This is a genomic window from Rhizobium aethiopicum (assembly GCF_014197535.1).
GTDB classification, from domain to species: Bacteria; Pseudomonadota; Alphaproteobacteria; order Rhizobiales; family Rhizobiaceae; genus Rhizobium; species Rhizobium aethiopicum_A.
In genome coordinates, this window is the sequence record NZ_JACIFV010000009.1 from 4082 (window position 1) to 18220 (window position 14139).

The window sequence follows — 14139 nt, forward strand, 5'->3', positions numbered from 1 at the left end:
GACAGGTTGGCGCTGCGCAGGTCGGCGCTGCGCAGGTCGGCGCCGTACAGGTTGGCGCCGTACAGGTTGGCGCTGCGCAGGTTGGCGCTGCCCAGGTTGGCGCTGCGCAGGTCGGCGCTGCCCAGGTTGGCGCTGCCCAGGTTGGCGCTGCGCAGGTCGGCGCTGCGCAGGTCGGCGCCGTACAGGTTGGCGCCGTACAGGTTGGCGCTGCGCAGGTTGGCGCTGCCCAGGTCGGCGCTGCGCAGGTCGGCGCTGCGCAGGTCGGCGCCGTACAGGTTGGCGCCGTACAGGTTGGCGCTGCGCAGGTCGGCGCCGTACAGGTTGGCGCCGTACAGGTCGGCGCTGCGCAGGTCGGCGCCGTACAGGTTGGCGCTGCGCAGGTCGGCGCTGCGCAGGTTGGCGCCGTACAGGTTGGCGCCGTACAGGTCGGCGCTGCGCAGGTCGGCGCCGTACAGGTTGGCGCTGCGCAGGTCTTTCTTTTCCTTGATCGCCCACTTCACCGCAAGGCCAAGCTTGACAGAAGGAATGGTGGTTGCGTCACAGTCGATTTCAGCCGTCACCTGCACTTCGCCGGTGAATCTGTTCAGGATATCGAAATTCATTGGTGGTCTCCTCTTGGTATGGTGGTGGTTGGTCAGTGATGCTGCACGATATACGGCAGCCAGATGGATACGGCGGCGACGAAGGCGCCGGCCGACGCTGCGCCGATCAGATCCTTGATGAAATCGCGGAGGGTCATTGGCCGCCTCCGTGCTTGGCTAGGAGGGCCACGGCCGCATTAAGGAACTGGAGGTCGGGACGCTTGCCGTCCACTGATAAGATGAGACCTGCATCGACGCCAGACTGGACAGTCTCAACCAGATCGCGCAGACCGGCAAGCAACTCGTCGGTTGCCGCCAGCGCTTCCTGCATCCTTTTGAATGGGGCAAGGTCTGTTGGGTCGTATTCAACCCATCGGCGCTGGTCGTCGTCAGATATTCGTTCCAGGTCCTTGTAGCCAGCGCCCTCGAAAAAGGCGTGTCGCAAGCAGGACGAGAAGGTCAATAGCGGCGATTTCATTCCTCACCGCCAATCTCAGCCAGCACACGGCCCGGCTTCTGGCGGCGCAACGCAAAACGGCCGCGGCAATCTACATTGCGCGGCTTCGGGTGGCGTTTGGCTTTATGGTCAGGCTTGCGGAAGGGCTCGACACTGCCGGCAGCGAATGCCAGCGGCACGTGGTCTTCCTGTTCGATAAATCTTCTGCCTTGCATTGTCGTCTCCTCAGTGGTGACAGCCAAGGTGCGGCTGTGAGGAGACTTATAAGCACTTATAGCAAGCGTGTCAACTGTGATTGTGAATTAAGCATATTTTCCAGAAAGTATGATCGGATGCACGCTTATGACCTTGCCTCGATCGAATTCGATTCGCTTCTGCGGGTTGTGCTGCTGCAGTACAAGCTTATTGCCGGTCCAGCCGACGAACTCCTTAATGAAGCCGTGGGGAGCCGCGCCTTCCTCGCCCGGCTTGATCTGCACGATCACGTCATCGCCTCGGCGGGGCGGCTTGTTCGGGTGGACATAGACCGTCTCGCCGGGCCGATACCGCGGCGACATCGACTCGCCGTCGACATAGACGCTATAGGCGCCATTGACGTTCACGAGCAAGGGCGGGCAGGCGACCCAGTCCTGCACCTGGCCGTTAAAAATGTACTCGCCGTCATCACCTCCGACGACCTCGCCGAGAACCGGAATCATCTTGCCGGGCCGCGTAAATGGTACGACTTCCACCATCTTGGCGTTCGGCACCGGCGAGTCGTCATCCGTGATCACGCCGGGAGGAAATGCCGAACTCGGCGTCAGCGGCGATAGCGGCGGCAGTTTCGTCTTGCGGTCCGGATCGCGACCAGCCTCGATCATCATCTCGCGCATCTCGTCTTCGTCGATCAGCAGCATGCGCGCGATCTCGCGCCAATAGCTGGATGACTTGGCCCTACCGTTGAAGAGGTTGTTGACCGCCTGCTGCGTGATTTGCAGCTCGCGAGAAATGTCGGCCTGAGTGACGCCGGTCTTCTTGGACTGCTCATGTAACTTTTCTGTCAATCGAGACATTAAAAATTGCTCCTATTTATCAATTGCTTATCACAATCATAATCAAAACACAACAGAAAGCACTTGCACAATCAATTGAGTCGTGGCATTCATATGCTCATCAACCAGGCGCCGAACGGGTCAGACAAGGAGGTCTCCGATGCTGGCATTTCTCGACGACAGAAGAGTTTAGTGTAGCTGCGTTTCAACCGGTGGTATACCCACCATATTTTCACAGGGCATCATTTTCAGATACCGCCATTTCAGGGAGTGCATCATGCGGCAAACCAAGAAAGAAACCACCGTCAGAAGAGTTTTAGCGCCGAAGGGGCGCGCACCGCCGAGAAGAAGAGGGCCGCCATGAGGGCGGCCTTTCCTTTTTATAGAAGCACCTGATGGAGGGGAATTTGAGAAAGATCCACAACAAGCCGACATAAAAATAGCGCCGCTGGCTTATGCCTGCAGGCGCTTTTCTGTGTTTCCGGTTCGGGCCGCTTCCGCGAGCCAACCCGAAGGCCAGCACCACCTGCTAAGGCTCGCAGAAAGCAGCTCGTACTATCTCGGGGGAGGAGACTTGCGGTCAAACCCCGGAGTTCCATATCGCCACCACAGCGACGTGGGATGTCTACCAAACATCTCACAAATTTGTCAAGCGCATTCTTGCCGCTCTCGCGACCGCGTCACGCGCCAGCGTCAGCCGGCAGGAATCCGCTCAGAAAGGACAATGGCATGCACGGCTTCGACATCGCGAACATTCACCGGCTGCCCAGCGTCGCGCGTCAGGCTAGCCGTGCCATTGCCCAGCGACTGCAGCCGGCCGAGCCATGCCGATCCCCCCTTGGCATGCACCAGCACTTCATGGCCTGGCTTCGGCCAGACGCCTGGATCCACCCACGCGCGGGTGCCGACGGGCAGCGCCGGCTCCATGACCTTCGTATCGATGTCGATCCAGTATCGGCCTTCCGGAATGCGCTTGCGGCCGTTGTTGAAAGCTTCGAACGCATATTTGCCGTCTTTTCGATCGCTGACGCGACCATAAGTCTTGGCCGTATTGAAGACGCCGGTTCTCGGCACCGGCGAGGCAGCTGCTTGCCGCGCCTCGATCACCAGCGCCTCGAGCTCGTCGTGCGTCACGCCGAGGAATTCGGCAAGCGAGGCATACATATCGGGCCGCGGCGTGCCGCCGTTCTTCCATCTGTTGTAGGTCTGCTGCAGCCAGCCGTGGCGCTCGGCGACTTCGCGATCGGAATCGCCGCCCTGCTTTTCAATAATCAATCGCGCCAGGCGAGTTCTTTGTTTTTGCTGACGCGGCATATTACACCTTGCGCATAAGGAGATGTTTACACTACACCTAAACTCACTAACAAATTTGTCAAGCAACCAGCTTGGCAGATTCACCACAGAGGAGACACATGGAACCGACAGAAATGATGCGCTCGCTGAGAGCGCAAAAGCTCTCGCTGCGCGAAATCGCAGACAGATTGGGCGTCAGCCACCAGACCGTTTTCTACGCCCTCGGCGGCAAGCGTAGCAAAACACCGAAACGCACCGCAGCCAATGACAACAGTACGGCCGGCCGTGTAGTCCGCCTGTCTCCATGGAACGGCGGCTGCTCGACGACGAGCGGCATGGCGCCGGTCACCGTGCCGCATATTCCCACCCTGGACACGGCCGAAGTCGAGCCGTCGGACCGTGAGCTGCTGCTGGCAGGCCTGCAGGTGGCATCGCAGCAGGTGGCGGCATGACGGAGCAGTGCGAATGCGAATACTTCAACTTCGGCGACTTCGTGCGGTCGCGCCAAAACCCGCACCTGACCGGCCAGATCATCGGCGAGCGCAGCTGGGGTGAGGAATACCAGGTTCGCCTTGCCGACGGCGCCAGCATCATCTGGTGGTTCGCCGCCGAGATCGAGCACGATCCTGGCTACGAGCCCACACCGGCCAAGTCCGAAGAGCAGCCCAGCAACGTGATCGCCGTGGACTTCACCAAGCCGCGCGCGCTCAAGAAATCCACCAAGACAGCAGGGGAGGCATGAGCATGGCGAAGTTTAAAGTTGGCGATCGGGTGCGGTTCGTCGAGAAGTATGGACGCGCAAACAATGGCGACGAAGCCACCATTACGGGCTTCTGGGCGGAAGATGGCGTGAGGGTCAATGTCGACGGCGACAAGGGTTCACACAGTTGCCTCATGAGCCGCGTCGAACTCGTGCCGGCATGGCAGCCGAAGGTCGGGGACCGGGTGGTGTGGCTGGAGCCATTCAAGGCGTCCATGTACACCAAGGGCAAGGAGTACCTGATCCACAAGGAGGAGTACGGCACGCTGTTAATCACCGATGACACCGACAACCTGCATCATTCGTGGAACCGCGAAAACATTCCAGCATCGTTCTCGCTCGTCGCGCCGCTCACCATCGAGGCCGGCAAGTTCTACAAGACGCGCGACGGCCGCAAGGTCGGGCCGATGGGCGGCGATGTTCATTTCGCGTACGACACCAATGAGCCTTGCTTGTCAGCCCGCGTGGAAGACAAAACCAGGCTCTTCCGCCAATCATCGGGCATTCACCTTTTTGGCGACGAGAACATCGACCTCATCGCCGAATGGGTCGACGAACCCGTTGCGGTTGCGGCAAGCAACGACAACCGCGCCGATGCAGGTGGCGGATTCAAGGTAGGTGACCGCTTGCGGCTGATTGACTCTCCGCTGCAAAACATGCCGCTGGGCACGGAAGTAATCGCCGTTGCTCGGACGGGCGGAGTCCCGTCATCAGTTCATTTCGAACAGGACGGCAGGACTACTTGGCGCCCAGGTTCATATTTCGAACTGGTCACCACACCGGCCCCCACCGCCATCGTCGCCCTGATCGAAGACGGCCAGCCGAAACCACCCGTTCTGCCGCACGTCCACGCCACCGAAGCAGCTGCGGCCAAGGAAGCGGCGCGCCTTGCGTCCGTTCACAAGGGCCAGCAATTCGGCGTCTACGTCCTGACAACCACCAGCCAGGAAGCGGCGCCGACCTACGCCCACGAATGGCAGCGGCTTGCTGTCGCCGGTCGCAAGATCGACGCCATCAAGGAACTGCGTTCTGTTACGGGGATGCAGCTGAAGCCGGCCAAGGACGTTGTCGAGCATTTCGTCGACAACCCGTACGGTCAGCTCGCCGCCTAACGCCACCACCAAACCCACCACAGCAACGCCGTGCGCCGACCAAGCGCACGGCTGAGAGGAGATTTATGACCAGACAGATGAGGCGGGCCGCCGCCCGCCGACAGGCGAAGATCGATCGCGCCAACGCGCGCCAACCCGGCAGCTACCCCGCCAGCCACTACGTGCCGTTCGTAGCAAGCGGCAAGACCTACGGCCCGAATGGCGCGCGTGAAGTAGCGCGCCGCCGGGCGAGGGCCGCAGCATGACTATCCTCCCACCACTCACCGGCACGCCGCTTGACTACGTGCCGATCGACGCGCCAGTCGGCAAGCGGTCTGCAAATGACCAGCCCACCCGCTTCAAGGCGCCCGCACTCCGCCGAGCAGCCATCGCGGCAATCGTCGCGGGCGTATCCGTCGCGCTCTTCATCCTAACGCCGGCCGTGTTCATCGGCGCGGTTTCCATTGCCTTCATCAGCGTCTGCGTCTGGGGAACCGACAAGCTCATCAAGGCGATCGACAGCCATGACCAAACCTGACGCGGCCGGCATGTGGCCGCCCAATCCGTTCAGCTGGTGGCCGGTCATCGTGATCGTCTGCCTCTTCGTCGCAATCTGCTTTTTTCCAGGAGGAAATGAATGTCTGTATTTGACAGGCTGAAGTCCAGCAAGCGCACAACGCCACCTGCGATTGCCATCTATGGAACGCCGGGCGTCGGCAAGACGTCTCTTGCATCTGAATTCCCCGACCCGCTCTATCTGTTCGTCGACGGCGAGGAAACGCCGGATGGAATCGATCTTCCGTCCGACCAGATCACGTCGTTCGGCGGCCTGCTCGACACCTTCGCCGACCTCCTTGAGACTGAGCACGACTTCAAAACCGTGATCATCGATAGCGTCGACAAGGTCGAGCCCATGGTATGGGCCGCCACATGTGCCCGAAACGGCTGGGACACAATCGACAGCAACGACAAGGGATCTCCGACGGCGTTTGGTAAGGGCTACCTTGCGGCAGATGTCGAGTGGGGTGAATACCACGAGGCGATCGGCGCACTGACGCGCGCCGGCATGTACGTGGTGCAAATCCTTCACAGCGAGACGAAGCGCCACGACGACCCTCTCGTCGACGCCTATGACCGTTACCGGCCCAAGCTCCAGAAAAGAGCACTGGAATTGGTCGTGGAGAACTGCAAGGCGCTGCTTTTCATCAACCGTCGCACGTCGGTGAAACAGGTCGAGGCAGCATTCGGCGGCAAGAAGACCAGCAAGCCGGAAGGCATGTCTGGCGCCGAGCGTGTCATCTACACCGATGAGAGGGCTGGCTTCTACGCCAAAAACCGTTTCAACGGCGCGCCGGCTCAGATCCCGTTCAAGCCCGGGCAGGGATTTGCTGAGCTATCGAAATATCTGCTGACGACCGCAACCACGACGTCGGCAGACGCAGCCTAACCACCAACACCACCACAGAAGGAGACTTGAATGGCCAAGATTGGCGTAAGAGTAGAAGCGACCGAAGAGAACACGCAGCAGCGTGATTTCACCAACTTGCCGAACGGCGACTATGCGTTGGAAATCAGCGCATCCGACATCAAGGAAAAGAACGAGGGAACTCGAGACCACGCGATCAATCTCAGCGTCACGATCGATGTTCTGGCGCCGGAAGAGCTGAAGGGTCGCAAATTCTTCGGCAACTACAATCTCCAGCATCCGAATTCGCAGGTGCAGGAAATCGGCCAGCGGCAGTTTGCGTGCTTGCTGCGTGCCCTCGGCATGAATGAGGCGCCAGAAGATTCGGACGAGCTTCAATTCATCACATTCCACGCTCGCGTCGGCATGGGGAAGGACAGCAAGGACAAGAACGCCGACGGCACACCGAAGTATGCCGCCCGCAACGAGATCAAAAAGTACTACTATCCCGACGAGGGCAACGTGCCGGAGCCGAAGGTCGACGCGGCACCTGTCGCAGCCAACGACAACCGCCAGGCTTCGCGGGCGCCGGCGCAGCAGCAGGAAAGCAAGCCTGCCGGTCGCCGGCCGTGGGGCAGCAAGTGATGGGCTGGCCGCAGATTACCATCATTTCTCTTTCGGCAATCGGCGTTGGCATCAACGCTGCGAAACATGGTCAGCGGCGTGAGGGAAAGCATAACCTCTGGATCGCTTTGGCTGTGGTTGCGGCAGAAATGTACGTCCTGCACGCCGGCGGCTTCTTCAACTAACCAGCGCGGGCCGATGGTGACGGCCCGCTATCCACCACAAGAGGAGATGAAACATGGGTGACAAAAACTTCAAATGGTACGTCGCCGATAGCATCGACGCTGAACTGTTCCACAGCAAGCACGACACCCGCGACGAGGCGCTGGCCGAAGGGCGGGGCGTTTTTGCCAATGATCCATTCGTCCTCATCGAGGCCGACCGCTCCGTCGTGAAGCCGAATTTCCACGCCGATTGGCTGATCGAGACGCTACTTGAGCAACTGGAAGAGGGCAATCCGGAATGCTGGGGCGAAGACGGCGCGGACGGAGCATGGCAGGATATCCCGGCTCTCGAGCGACTTTTGCAAGAGGCGGTAGCCAAGTGGCTCGTCGAGCATCCACCGAAAACGTTCTGCGTCGATGAATTCCGCACCACGGAATTCTTCAACGGCGCGACCGCCTAAACACACCTGCCGCATGGCCACCACCATGCGGCACCCACCACAAGAGGAGATTACCATGCAACTGACAATCAGCCGCACTGAACTCGCGCGCGTCGTCGGCGCCGTGGGCAAGGTCGTAGAAGCCAGAACCACTATCCCGATCCTGTCGAACATCCTGCTGGCAGCAGAAGGCGAACGACTGCACATCACCGGCACTGATCTTGATATCCAGGCGACGGCGTCGGCGGAAGCCACCATCGTCAAGCCCGGCAGCCTCACGGTCAGCGCCAAACTGCTCGGCGACATAGCGCGCAAGGCCGGAAACGACACTATGGAGCTGTCACTTGACGGCGACAAGCTAAGCGTCAAGAGCGGCCGGTCGAAGTTCGCGCTCAACACTCTGCCGGCGTCGGATTTCCCCGATCTCAAGGACGGCAAGTATGACGCGAGCTTCGAAGTTGATCTTGCTGCGCTGGTCGCGCCGACGGCATTTGCGATCTCCACCGAGGAGACGCGCTATTACCTGAATGGCGTCTTCCTGCACCTTCATGAAGACGAATTGCGCGCCGTGGCGACGGACGGTCACCGCCTTTCGCGGCACCAGGTCGACTATCCCGGCGAAGGCAGATTCAATGGCGTGATCGTGCCGCGCAAGACCGTCGGCATGCTTCCTAAGGGAAAGGTCAATGTGTCCGTCGGCGAGGCGAAAATCCGCATCGCCAGCGGCGACTTCGTTCTCACCAGCAAGCTCATCGACGGCACATTCCCCGATTATGAGCGCGTCATTCCGCGTAGCAACGAAAACCGCGTGGTCGTCGATCGTGATGCCTTCATGAAGGCTGCTGACCGCGTAGCGACGGTCAGCAGCGAGCGAGGCCGTGCCATCAAGTTGAGCATCGCGCCCGGCTCGGTGGGCTTCACGGTCAATAATGCTGACGCGATCGCAACCGACGAAATCGAGGCCGGATACAGCGGCGAGCCGATCGAGATCGGATTCAATGCTCTCTACCTGCGCGAGATCCTTTCTGTCTTACCGGCCGGAGACGTCGTGCTCAAGCTGCGCGATGGCGGGTCGCCGGCCGTGATCACGGGCACAGCCGATGGCTGGGACGGCGTGCTTATGCCGATGCGCGTCTAATGGCGATCGACGAGCTGGAAGGCGGGCCATGGCGGCCCGCCAATGGCACCGACGGTATGGATTTCGAATTCCATTGGTGCAGCCACTGCCTGAACCGGAACGGCGATGGGCCATGGGAAGACGAATTCGGCAATGACATCGATGGATGCTGCCCGATCCTTGAGGACGCTGCGTGGTGCGAGCAGCCGCGCGAGCTGATCATCCGCAACGGCATGCCATGGTGCAAGGCGTTCCGCGAGGATCCTGCGGAGCCGGCGCGCTGCTTTTTCACGAAGGAGATGGGTTTATGAGGCAATATGCCATCACGCAAGAAGATGCCAGAAAAGCCTTCATCTACGATCCTTCTTCTGGCGTTCTAACTTGGCGTACCAGAGATGATGTCGGCCGTTCGTGGAATGCTCGCTTCGCAGGAAAGTCTGCAGGATGCGCGACAAAGGACGGCTATTTGCGCGTTAAGCTGAAGGGTGTCCGCTTACTCGTTCATCAGATGATATGGCTTCTTCTCTTTGGCTATGTGCCGGATGAGATAGATCACCAAGATCAAAATAAGTCCAACAATAGGCTGGCAAATCTCAGGGATGTCACTCGCCTAGAGAACGCCCGCAATCACACGATGCAGCGAAATAACTCAAGCGGCCATACTGGAGTGTATTGGGACGTTTCGCGAGGTCTGTGGCGGGTATTCATCTACGTCGGCAAACGCCAGAAGCATCTTGGTCACTTTTCGGACTTTGAGAAAGCCGTCTCCGTGCGCGTGGCGGCCAATGACCATCTTGATTTTCACCAAAATCACGGACGCAGGAAGGCAGCATAATGGCGCCAATCCCTAAGCCAAAGCCCAGTACCATCGCCGCGATCGACAAGCACTATGTCGACGAAGCGAGGGACTGGGATTCTCTCGGCATCTCAGTGTCGCTAGCCGGCGCTGAGTGCGCGAGAGCGCTGTTTTACGAGTTCCGCTGGGCGTCGAAGCCGGAGCCAGCAACTGGCAAGCGTCAGCGCCTGTTTGAGCGCGGCCAGGATGACGAAGAGAAGATGCTGCGCGACCTGCGCGCGATCGGCGTGGAAGTATGGGGCGAGCAAGAAAGGGCTCGTGCCGTTCACGGATTCGTTCGCGGAAAGCTCGATGGCATCGCTCTTGGCCTGCTTGAAGCGCCGAAGACAATCCATGTCGTCGAGTGCAAAAGTCTGAATACAAAAGGCTTCAAGGCAGTAATTAAGGATGGCGTGAAGAAGGCAAAACCGCTACATCACGCGCAAATTCAAATATATATGCACGTTCTGGGTTATGATCGCGGCTATTACTACATCAAGTGCGCCGACACCCAAGAATATCATTCGGAGCGCGTAGAGTACGATGTGGAGTTCTGCCTGCGCTTACTGGCGAATCTTGAGCGCATCATTTTTACAGACGTTCCGCCGCCGAAGATTTCGGAAGATCCGGAATTCTATCTCTGCCGATTCTGCAAGCACAACTCAGTTTGCCATAACGGTCTGCTGCCGCGCGTGACCTGCCGAACATGCATCCATTTTCAGCCGGAGCGCGGTGGTGATTGCCACGTCAGCTGCGCCAGATGGGCAAAGCCACTTTCGATAGACGAGCAGCGGGCGGCGTGCCCGGCCATGCTCTTCAACCCGGCGTTCGTTCCTTATGAGCAAGTCGACGTCGACGAGGAAGCGGAAACAATAACCTACCGCAAGCCTGACGGCAGCATCTGGATCGACGGCGCGACCCGAGAGGAGGCTGCATGACCTACGCCCAAAGGCCCGCCGGCTTCGACGCCGCCCTGCTTGCCTATCTGCCCGCGCTGCGTCGCCAAGCCAAGTACATGGCCGGCGCGCACCACGAGGATCTGCTGCAGGACACGATCGCCATGATGCTCAGTCTTGCCGAAAAGTGCCGCGTCGAGACGTTCCGCACCTGGGCGCAAATCATCATGCGGCGGGCGGCCAGCAACCACAAACGAGCAATGCGGGCCGAGAAGCGGGCCGCGCCTACTGTAGATCTCGCTGCGGCTGGCCGCGTCGGTACGCCACCGGCGCAAGAACACGCCGCCGATCTCGCGATCGTCACCGAGGTGCTGGCCGGCATACGGCACGGCGACATCGTGCTGCGACGCGCAGATGACGAGCTCTTGCGCGAGATCGGCGATGAGCGCGGCGTCGGCCGTGAGGCGGTGCGACAGCTTGAGGCCAAGGCCCGGGCAAGACTTTTAGACGTTCTCAGTATGAAGGAGGCCAACAATGGAAGCAGCAAACGATAATCGGCCGGCAGAGTTTGACGCGCGGGTGATGGCATATGTTCCGGGCCTCAAAAGGTTGGCGGGCCGGCGAGTGCCAAGAGAGTACCGCGACGACCTCGTGACCGACACGATCATGTATGCCTTGGCTCACTGGAAGAATTTCCGTGAGGACGGAGGCATGTGGAATTGGCTTGAGTGGTCGATGCGCGGCATCCTCAAAAACGCAGCCACGAAGGCAGCCAACCGCAAAAAGAACCTGAAATTCGTTCCAATCGAAGACCACATGAACCTCTCAACGCCAGCAACCCAACTGGCCCATGCAGATCTCTCGAAAGCCCTGGACGGCATGACCGGGCGGGGCGGCAAGATCGTTGTGCGCCGCGCGCTTGGCCATTCGTTGCGGGAAATCGGCGACGAGATGGGGATGACAAGCGAGCGGGTGCGTCAACTTGAGGCGCGAGAGATGAAGCGGCTCAAAGCGGTGAGGGCGGGTTGATGAAGTTTGGCCCATGGTTGCCGAGCCGGAGCTTAGCAATGGCGGCCGGAGCAAAGTCGTATTTCACGGGAAAGTCATGCAAGAGCGGTCACGTTGCATTCAGGTTCACGTCCAGCGGTCATTGCAGCGAGTGCGAGAAGGCATGGGATAGGCGCCGTAATGAAAAGCCCGGCCGGAAGGAAGCCAAAAAGACAGCGTCTCGTCTTTCACAGCGAAAGCGCAGGGCATCCGACGCATCTCTAGTGGCCCGCGAGCGTGAATACCACCAGGCAAGAAAAGCCCGACCTGAAGTAAAGGAGAAAGAGCGTGAGCGCATGCGCTTGAAGCGCCTTGATCCAGATTTTGTTGCCAGAGAAAGGCAGTACAAGCGAGACCATCCTGAGCAAGTGGCGGTGCAAAACAGTCGCCGACGGGCAAGGATAAATCAGGCAGAGGGGAGCCACACCCCGGCCGACATCCTTCGAATATTCCTATCGCAAGGTAGAAAATGCGGTGAATGCGGCGCACGCGTCAACAAGTCCACATGGCACATCGATCACATTACACCTCTCTCGAAGGGCGGATCGAACTGGCCGACCAACATCCAAATCCTATGCCGGCCGTGCAACCTAGAAAAGCACGCTTCGGATCCCATTGATTTCGCGCGTCGAAAGGGGAGGCTCATCTGATGCTAGAACTCCGCCACTACCAGCGCGCCGCACTCGACGCGCTCTATGCCTATTGGGCCGACGACGGCGGCAACGGGCTGATCGTGCTGCCGACGGGCGCCGGTAAGGCTCTGGTCATCGCCAAGCTGATCGAGGAACTGCTGGCAGATTATCCAGACATGCGCATCCTCAATGTTACGCATTCCGCGCCCCTGGTCGGCCAGAACTACCAAGAGTTCCTCGGCTTGTTGCCGTTCGCGCCTGCCGGCATCTATTCGGCGGGTCTGAACCGGCGCGATGCTCGCGCGCAGGTGCTGTTCTGCGGCATCCAATCGGTCTGGAACAAGGTCGACCAGATCGGCGATATCGATCTGGTCATCGTCGACGAGGCCCACGCCATCTCGCGAAACGCCAACACGCAATATGGCAAGTTCTTCAAGGCCGTGCGCCAGCGCAATCCGGACAGCCGGACCTGCGGCACGACGGCGACCGACTACCGCATGGATTCCGGCCGTCTGACCGACGATCTGGACGATGACGAGGCCGTGGATCCGATCACAGGCGCGCCGCTCAAGTTCAAGCTCTTCGATGATGTCGTCTACGAGATCGGCATTGGCGAACTGATCGATCAGGGGTTCCTGACTCGCCTGACCAGTCAGAAAACCACCAGCAAGATCGACCTGAAAGGTGTAGGCACGCGGGGCGGCGAATACATCCCGGGCCAGGTATCGGAGGCTGCTGAGCGAATTATCGAAGCGGCCGTCGCCGAAGACATGGTTTTGTCAGAAGGCAGGCGAGCTGGCTTGTTCTTCAGCACCAGCAAGGAGAACGCGGCCCACGTCGCCGAAGCGGTACGCCGCCATGGCCGGACGTGCGCCGTGCTGACGAGCGACAACTCGCACGAGACCGACAAGATATTCAAGGCTTTCCGTGCCGGCGAGGTGTGGGCCATCTCCTCGGTAAGCATGATCACGACCGGCACGAATTTTCCGTTCGTCGACTTCATCAGCCTGATCTTGTCCACCAAGTCTCCCGGCAAGCTGGTGCAGATCCTCGGCCGCGGTACGCGCAACTCGCCAGGCAAGACCGATTGCCTCATTGCCGACCATGGCAAGAACCTCGCCTATCATGGGCCGATCGATCAGATCAGGCCGCGCGAGCCCGGCAAGGGCTTAGGAGAGCAGCCGAAAAAGCTCTGCCCGCAGGACCAGATGGACGTCAACGGCAACTGCGGCTGCGGCGAACTCATCCCGATCTCTATCATGACTTGCCAGTGCTGCGGTTATGTCTTTCCGCCCAACGAGGAGGAGAAGATCACGGCGCAGGCGGACAACACTCCGGTGCTGTCGACGGAAAAGCCTTGGTCTGTTGTTTCGTCGAGGACGTTCCGCCATCACCCTGGGAAGGACGGCAAGCCAGACTCGGTGAAGTGCACGTACATGGTCGGCATGAAGGCGGTAAACGAATGGCACTGCTGCGGCCACAAGGGGTATCCAAAAAGCAAAGCCGATAGGTGGTGGATTCTTCACGGCGGCTCCAGGCCGTTCCCTTCGTCTGTTCTCGAATTCCTTGAGCGACAGCATGAGCTGATGGACACGACCGAGGTGCAACTGGATTATGCACGCAATCCGAAATACCCAGATGTCGTGGCCCATCGCGTTGGACCGCGTGCCGATAACGACAACGCACCAGCACCGGCGAACGACAATCGCAGCATCGCCGAGGATTGGGAGGACATTCCGTTCTGAGGTAGTTGACAAATTTGTATG

The 14139-nt window shown here is 59.7% G+C and carries 22 protein-coding genes; 17 read left to right on the plus strand and 5 right to left on the minus strand.

From position 1 onward, the window contains the following. The 5 genes from GGD53_RS14250 to GGD53_RS14270 form a co-directional block, all read right to left on the minus strand. A partial coding sequence (locus tag GGD53_RS14250; protein ID WP_184456982.1) for a pentapeptide repeat-containing protein occupies positions 1-602 on the minus strand: 602 nt, incomplete at its 3' end. Positions 603-735: 133 nt separating this feature from the next. Continuing rightward, entirely contained in the window at positions 736-1059 is a 324-nt protein-coding gene (locus GGD53_RS14255; protein ID WP_184456983.1) for a hypothetical protein, read from the minus strand. After that, a complete protein-coding gene (locus tag GGD53_RS14260) occupies positions 1056-1253 on the minus strand; it encodes a hypothetical protein (protein WP_184456985.1) in 198 nt (65 codons plus the stop codon). Before GGD53_RS14260 ends, GGD53_RS14255 begins: the two co-directional genes overlap by 4 nt. Positions 1254-1340: 87 nt before the next feature. After that, a complete protein-coding gene (locus GGD53_RS14265; RefSeq protein ID WP_246717777.1) occupies positions 1341-1934 on the minus strand; it encodes a S24 family peptidase in 594 nt (197 codons plus the stop codon). Positions 1935-2762: 828 nt separating this feature from the next. Then, positions 2763-3344, minus strand: a complete 582-nt coding sequence (locus tag GGD53_RS14270) for a helix-turn-helix domain-containing protein (protein WP_184456988.1) — start codon at positions 3342-3344, stop codon at positions 2763-2765. A gap of 137 nt (positions 3345-3481) precedes the next feature. Here GGD53_RS14270 and GGD53_RS14275 point away from each other — a divergent pair, with 137 nt between their 5' ends. The 17 genes from GGD53_RS14275 to GGD53_RS14355 all read left to right on the plus strand — a co-directional run bounded on the left by GGD53_RS14275 (position 3482) and on the right by GGD53_RS14355 (position 14118). Next, positions 3482-3814: a helix-turn-helix domain-containing protein gene (locus GGD53_RS14275; protein ID WP_184456989.1), complete on the plus strand. Its 333-nt coding sequence runs from the start codon at positions 3482-3484 to the stop codon at positions 3812-3814. Next, positions 3811-4104, plus strand: a complete 294-nt coding sequence (locus tag GGD53_RS14280; protein ID WP_184456991.1) for a hypothetical protein — start codon at positions 3811-3813, stop codon at positions 4102-4104. The genes GGD53_RS14275 and GGD53_RS14280 overlap by 4 nt, the downstream gene beginning before the upstream one ends. Positions 4105-4106: 2 nt before the next feature. Next, positions 4107-5234, plus strand: coding sequence for a hypothetical protein (locus GGD53_RS14285; RefSeq protein WP_184456993.1), 1128 nt, complete (start codon positions 4107-4109; stop codon positions 5232-5234). Between the two features lie 65 nt (positions 5235-5299). Then, the gene (locus GGD53_RS14290) at positions 5300-5479 is read left to right on the plus strand and encodes a hypothetical protein (RefSeq protein WP_184456995.1); all 180 of its coding nucleotides are present in this window, start codon (positions 5300-5302) and stop codon (positions 5477-5479) included. After that, on the plus strand, positions 5476-5751 hold the full coding sequence (locus GGD53_RS14295; protein ID WP_184456996.1) for a hypothetical protein: 276 nt from the start codon (positions 5476-5478) through the stop codon (positions 5749-5751). The genes GGD53_RS14290 and GGD53_RS14295 overlap by 4 nt, the downstream gene beginning before the upstream one ends. Before the next feature lie 99 nt (positions 5752-5850). Next, complete coding sequence (locus tag GGD53_RS14300; protein ID WP_184456998.1) at positions 5851-6660, plus strand: ATP-binding protein; 810 nt, start codon at positions 5851-5853, stop codon at positions 6658-6660. Positions 6661-6690: 30 nt separating this feature from the next. Then, positions 6691-7263, plus strand: coding sequence for a DUF669 domain-containing protein (locus tag GGD53_RS14305; RefSeq protein WP_184457000.1), 573 nt, complete (start codon positions 6691-6693; stop codon positions 7261-7263). Beyond that, entirely contained in the window at positions 7263-7427 is a 165-nt protein-coding gene (locus tag GGD53_RS14310; RefSeq protein WP_184457002.1) for a hypothetical protein, read from the plus strand. Before GGD53_RS14305 ends, GGD53_RS14310 begins: the two co-directional genes overlap by 1 nt. 53 nt (positions 7428-7480) lie before the next feature. Next, positions 7481-7867 (plus strand): hypothetical protein, encoded by a 387-nt coding sequence (locus GGD53_RS14315; RefSeq protein WP_184457004.1) that lies wholly within the window; start codon positions 7481-7483, stop codon positions 7865-7867. Between the two features lie 55 nt (positions 7868-7922). After that, positions 7923-8984: a DNA polymerase III subunit beta gene (gene dnaN / locus GGD53_RS14320; protein ID WP_184457007.1), complete on the plus strand. Its 1062-nt coding sequence runs from the start codon at positions 7923-7925 to the stop codon at positions 8982-8984. Next, positions 8984-9274 (plus strand): hypothetical protein, encoded by a 291-nt coding sequence (locus GGD53_RS14325; RefSeq protein WP_184457009.1) that lies wholly within the window; start codon positions 8984-8986, stop codon positions 9272-9274. Before dnaN ends, GGD53_RS14325 begins: the two co-directional genes overlap by 1 nt. Next, complete coding sequence (locus GGD53_RS14330) at positions 9271-9798, plus strand: HNH endonuclease signature motif containing protein (protein WP_184457011.1); 528 nt, start codon at positions 9271-9273, stop codon at positions 9796-9798. The genes GGD53_RS14325 and GGD53_RS14330 overlap by 4 nt, the downstream gene beginning before the upstream one ends. Continuing rightward, entirely contained in the window at positions 9798-10736 is a 939-nt protein-coding gene (locus tag GGD53_RS14335; RefSeq protein ID WP_184457013.1) for an oxidoreductase, read from the plus strand. Before GGD53_RS14330 ends, GGD53_RS14335 begins: the two co-directional genes overlap by 1 nt. After that, a complete protein-coding gene (locus tag GGD53_RS14340) occupies positions 10733-11248 on the plus strand; it encodes a sigma-70 family RNA polymerase sigma factor (protein WP_184457015.1) in 516 nt (171 codons plus the stop codon). The genes GGD53_RS14335 and GGD53_RS14340 overlap by 4 nt, the downstream gene beginning before the upstream one ends. Next, the gene (locus tag GGD53_RS14345) at positions 11229-11723 is read left to right on the plus strand and encodes a sigma-70 family RNA polymerase sigma factor (RefSeq protein WP_184457017.1); all 495 of its coding nucleotides are present in this window, start codon (positions 11229-11231) and stop codon (positions 11721-11723) included. The genes GGD53_RS14340 and GGD53_RS14345 overlap by 20 nt, the downstream gene beginning before the upstream one ends. A gap of 314 nt (positions 11724-12037) precedes the next feature. After that, the gene (locus GGD53_RS32380) at positions 12038-12391 is read left to right on the plus strand and encodes an HNH endonuclease signature motif containing protein (RefSeq protein WP_184457019.1); all 354 of its coding nucleotides are present in this window, start codon (positions 12038-12040) and stop codon (positions 12389-12391) included. Continuing rightward, entirely contained in the window at positions 12391-14118 is a 1728-nt protein-coding gene (locus GGD53_RS14355) for a DEAD/DEAH box helicase (RefSeq protein WP_184457021.1), read from the plus strand. The genes GGD53_RS32380 and GGD53_RS14355 overlap by 1 nt, the downstream gene beginning before the upstream one ends. Positions 14119-14139: the final 21 nt, after the last annotated feature.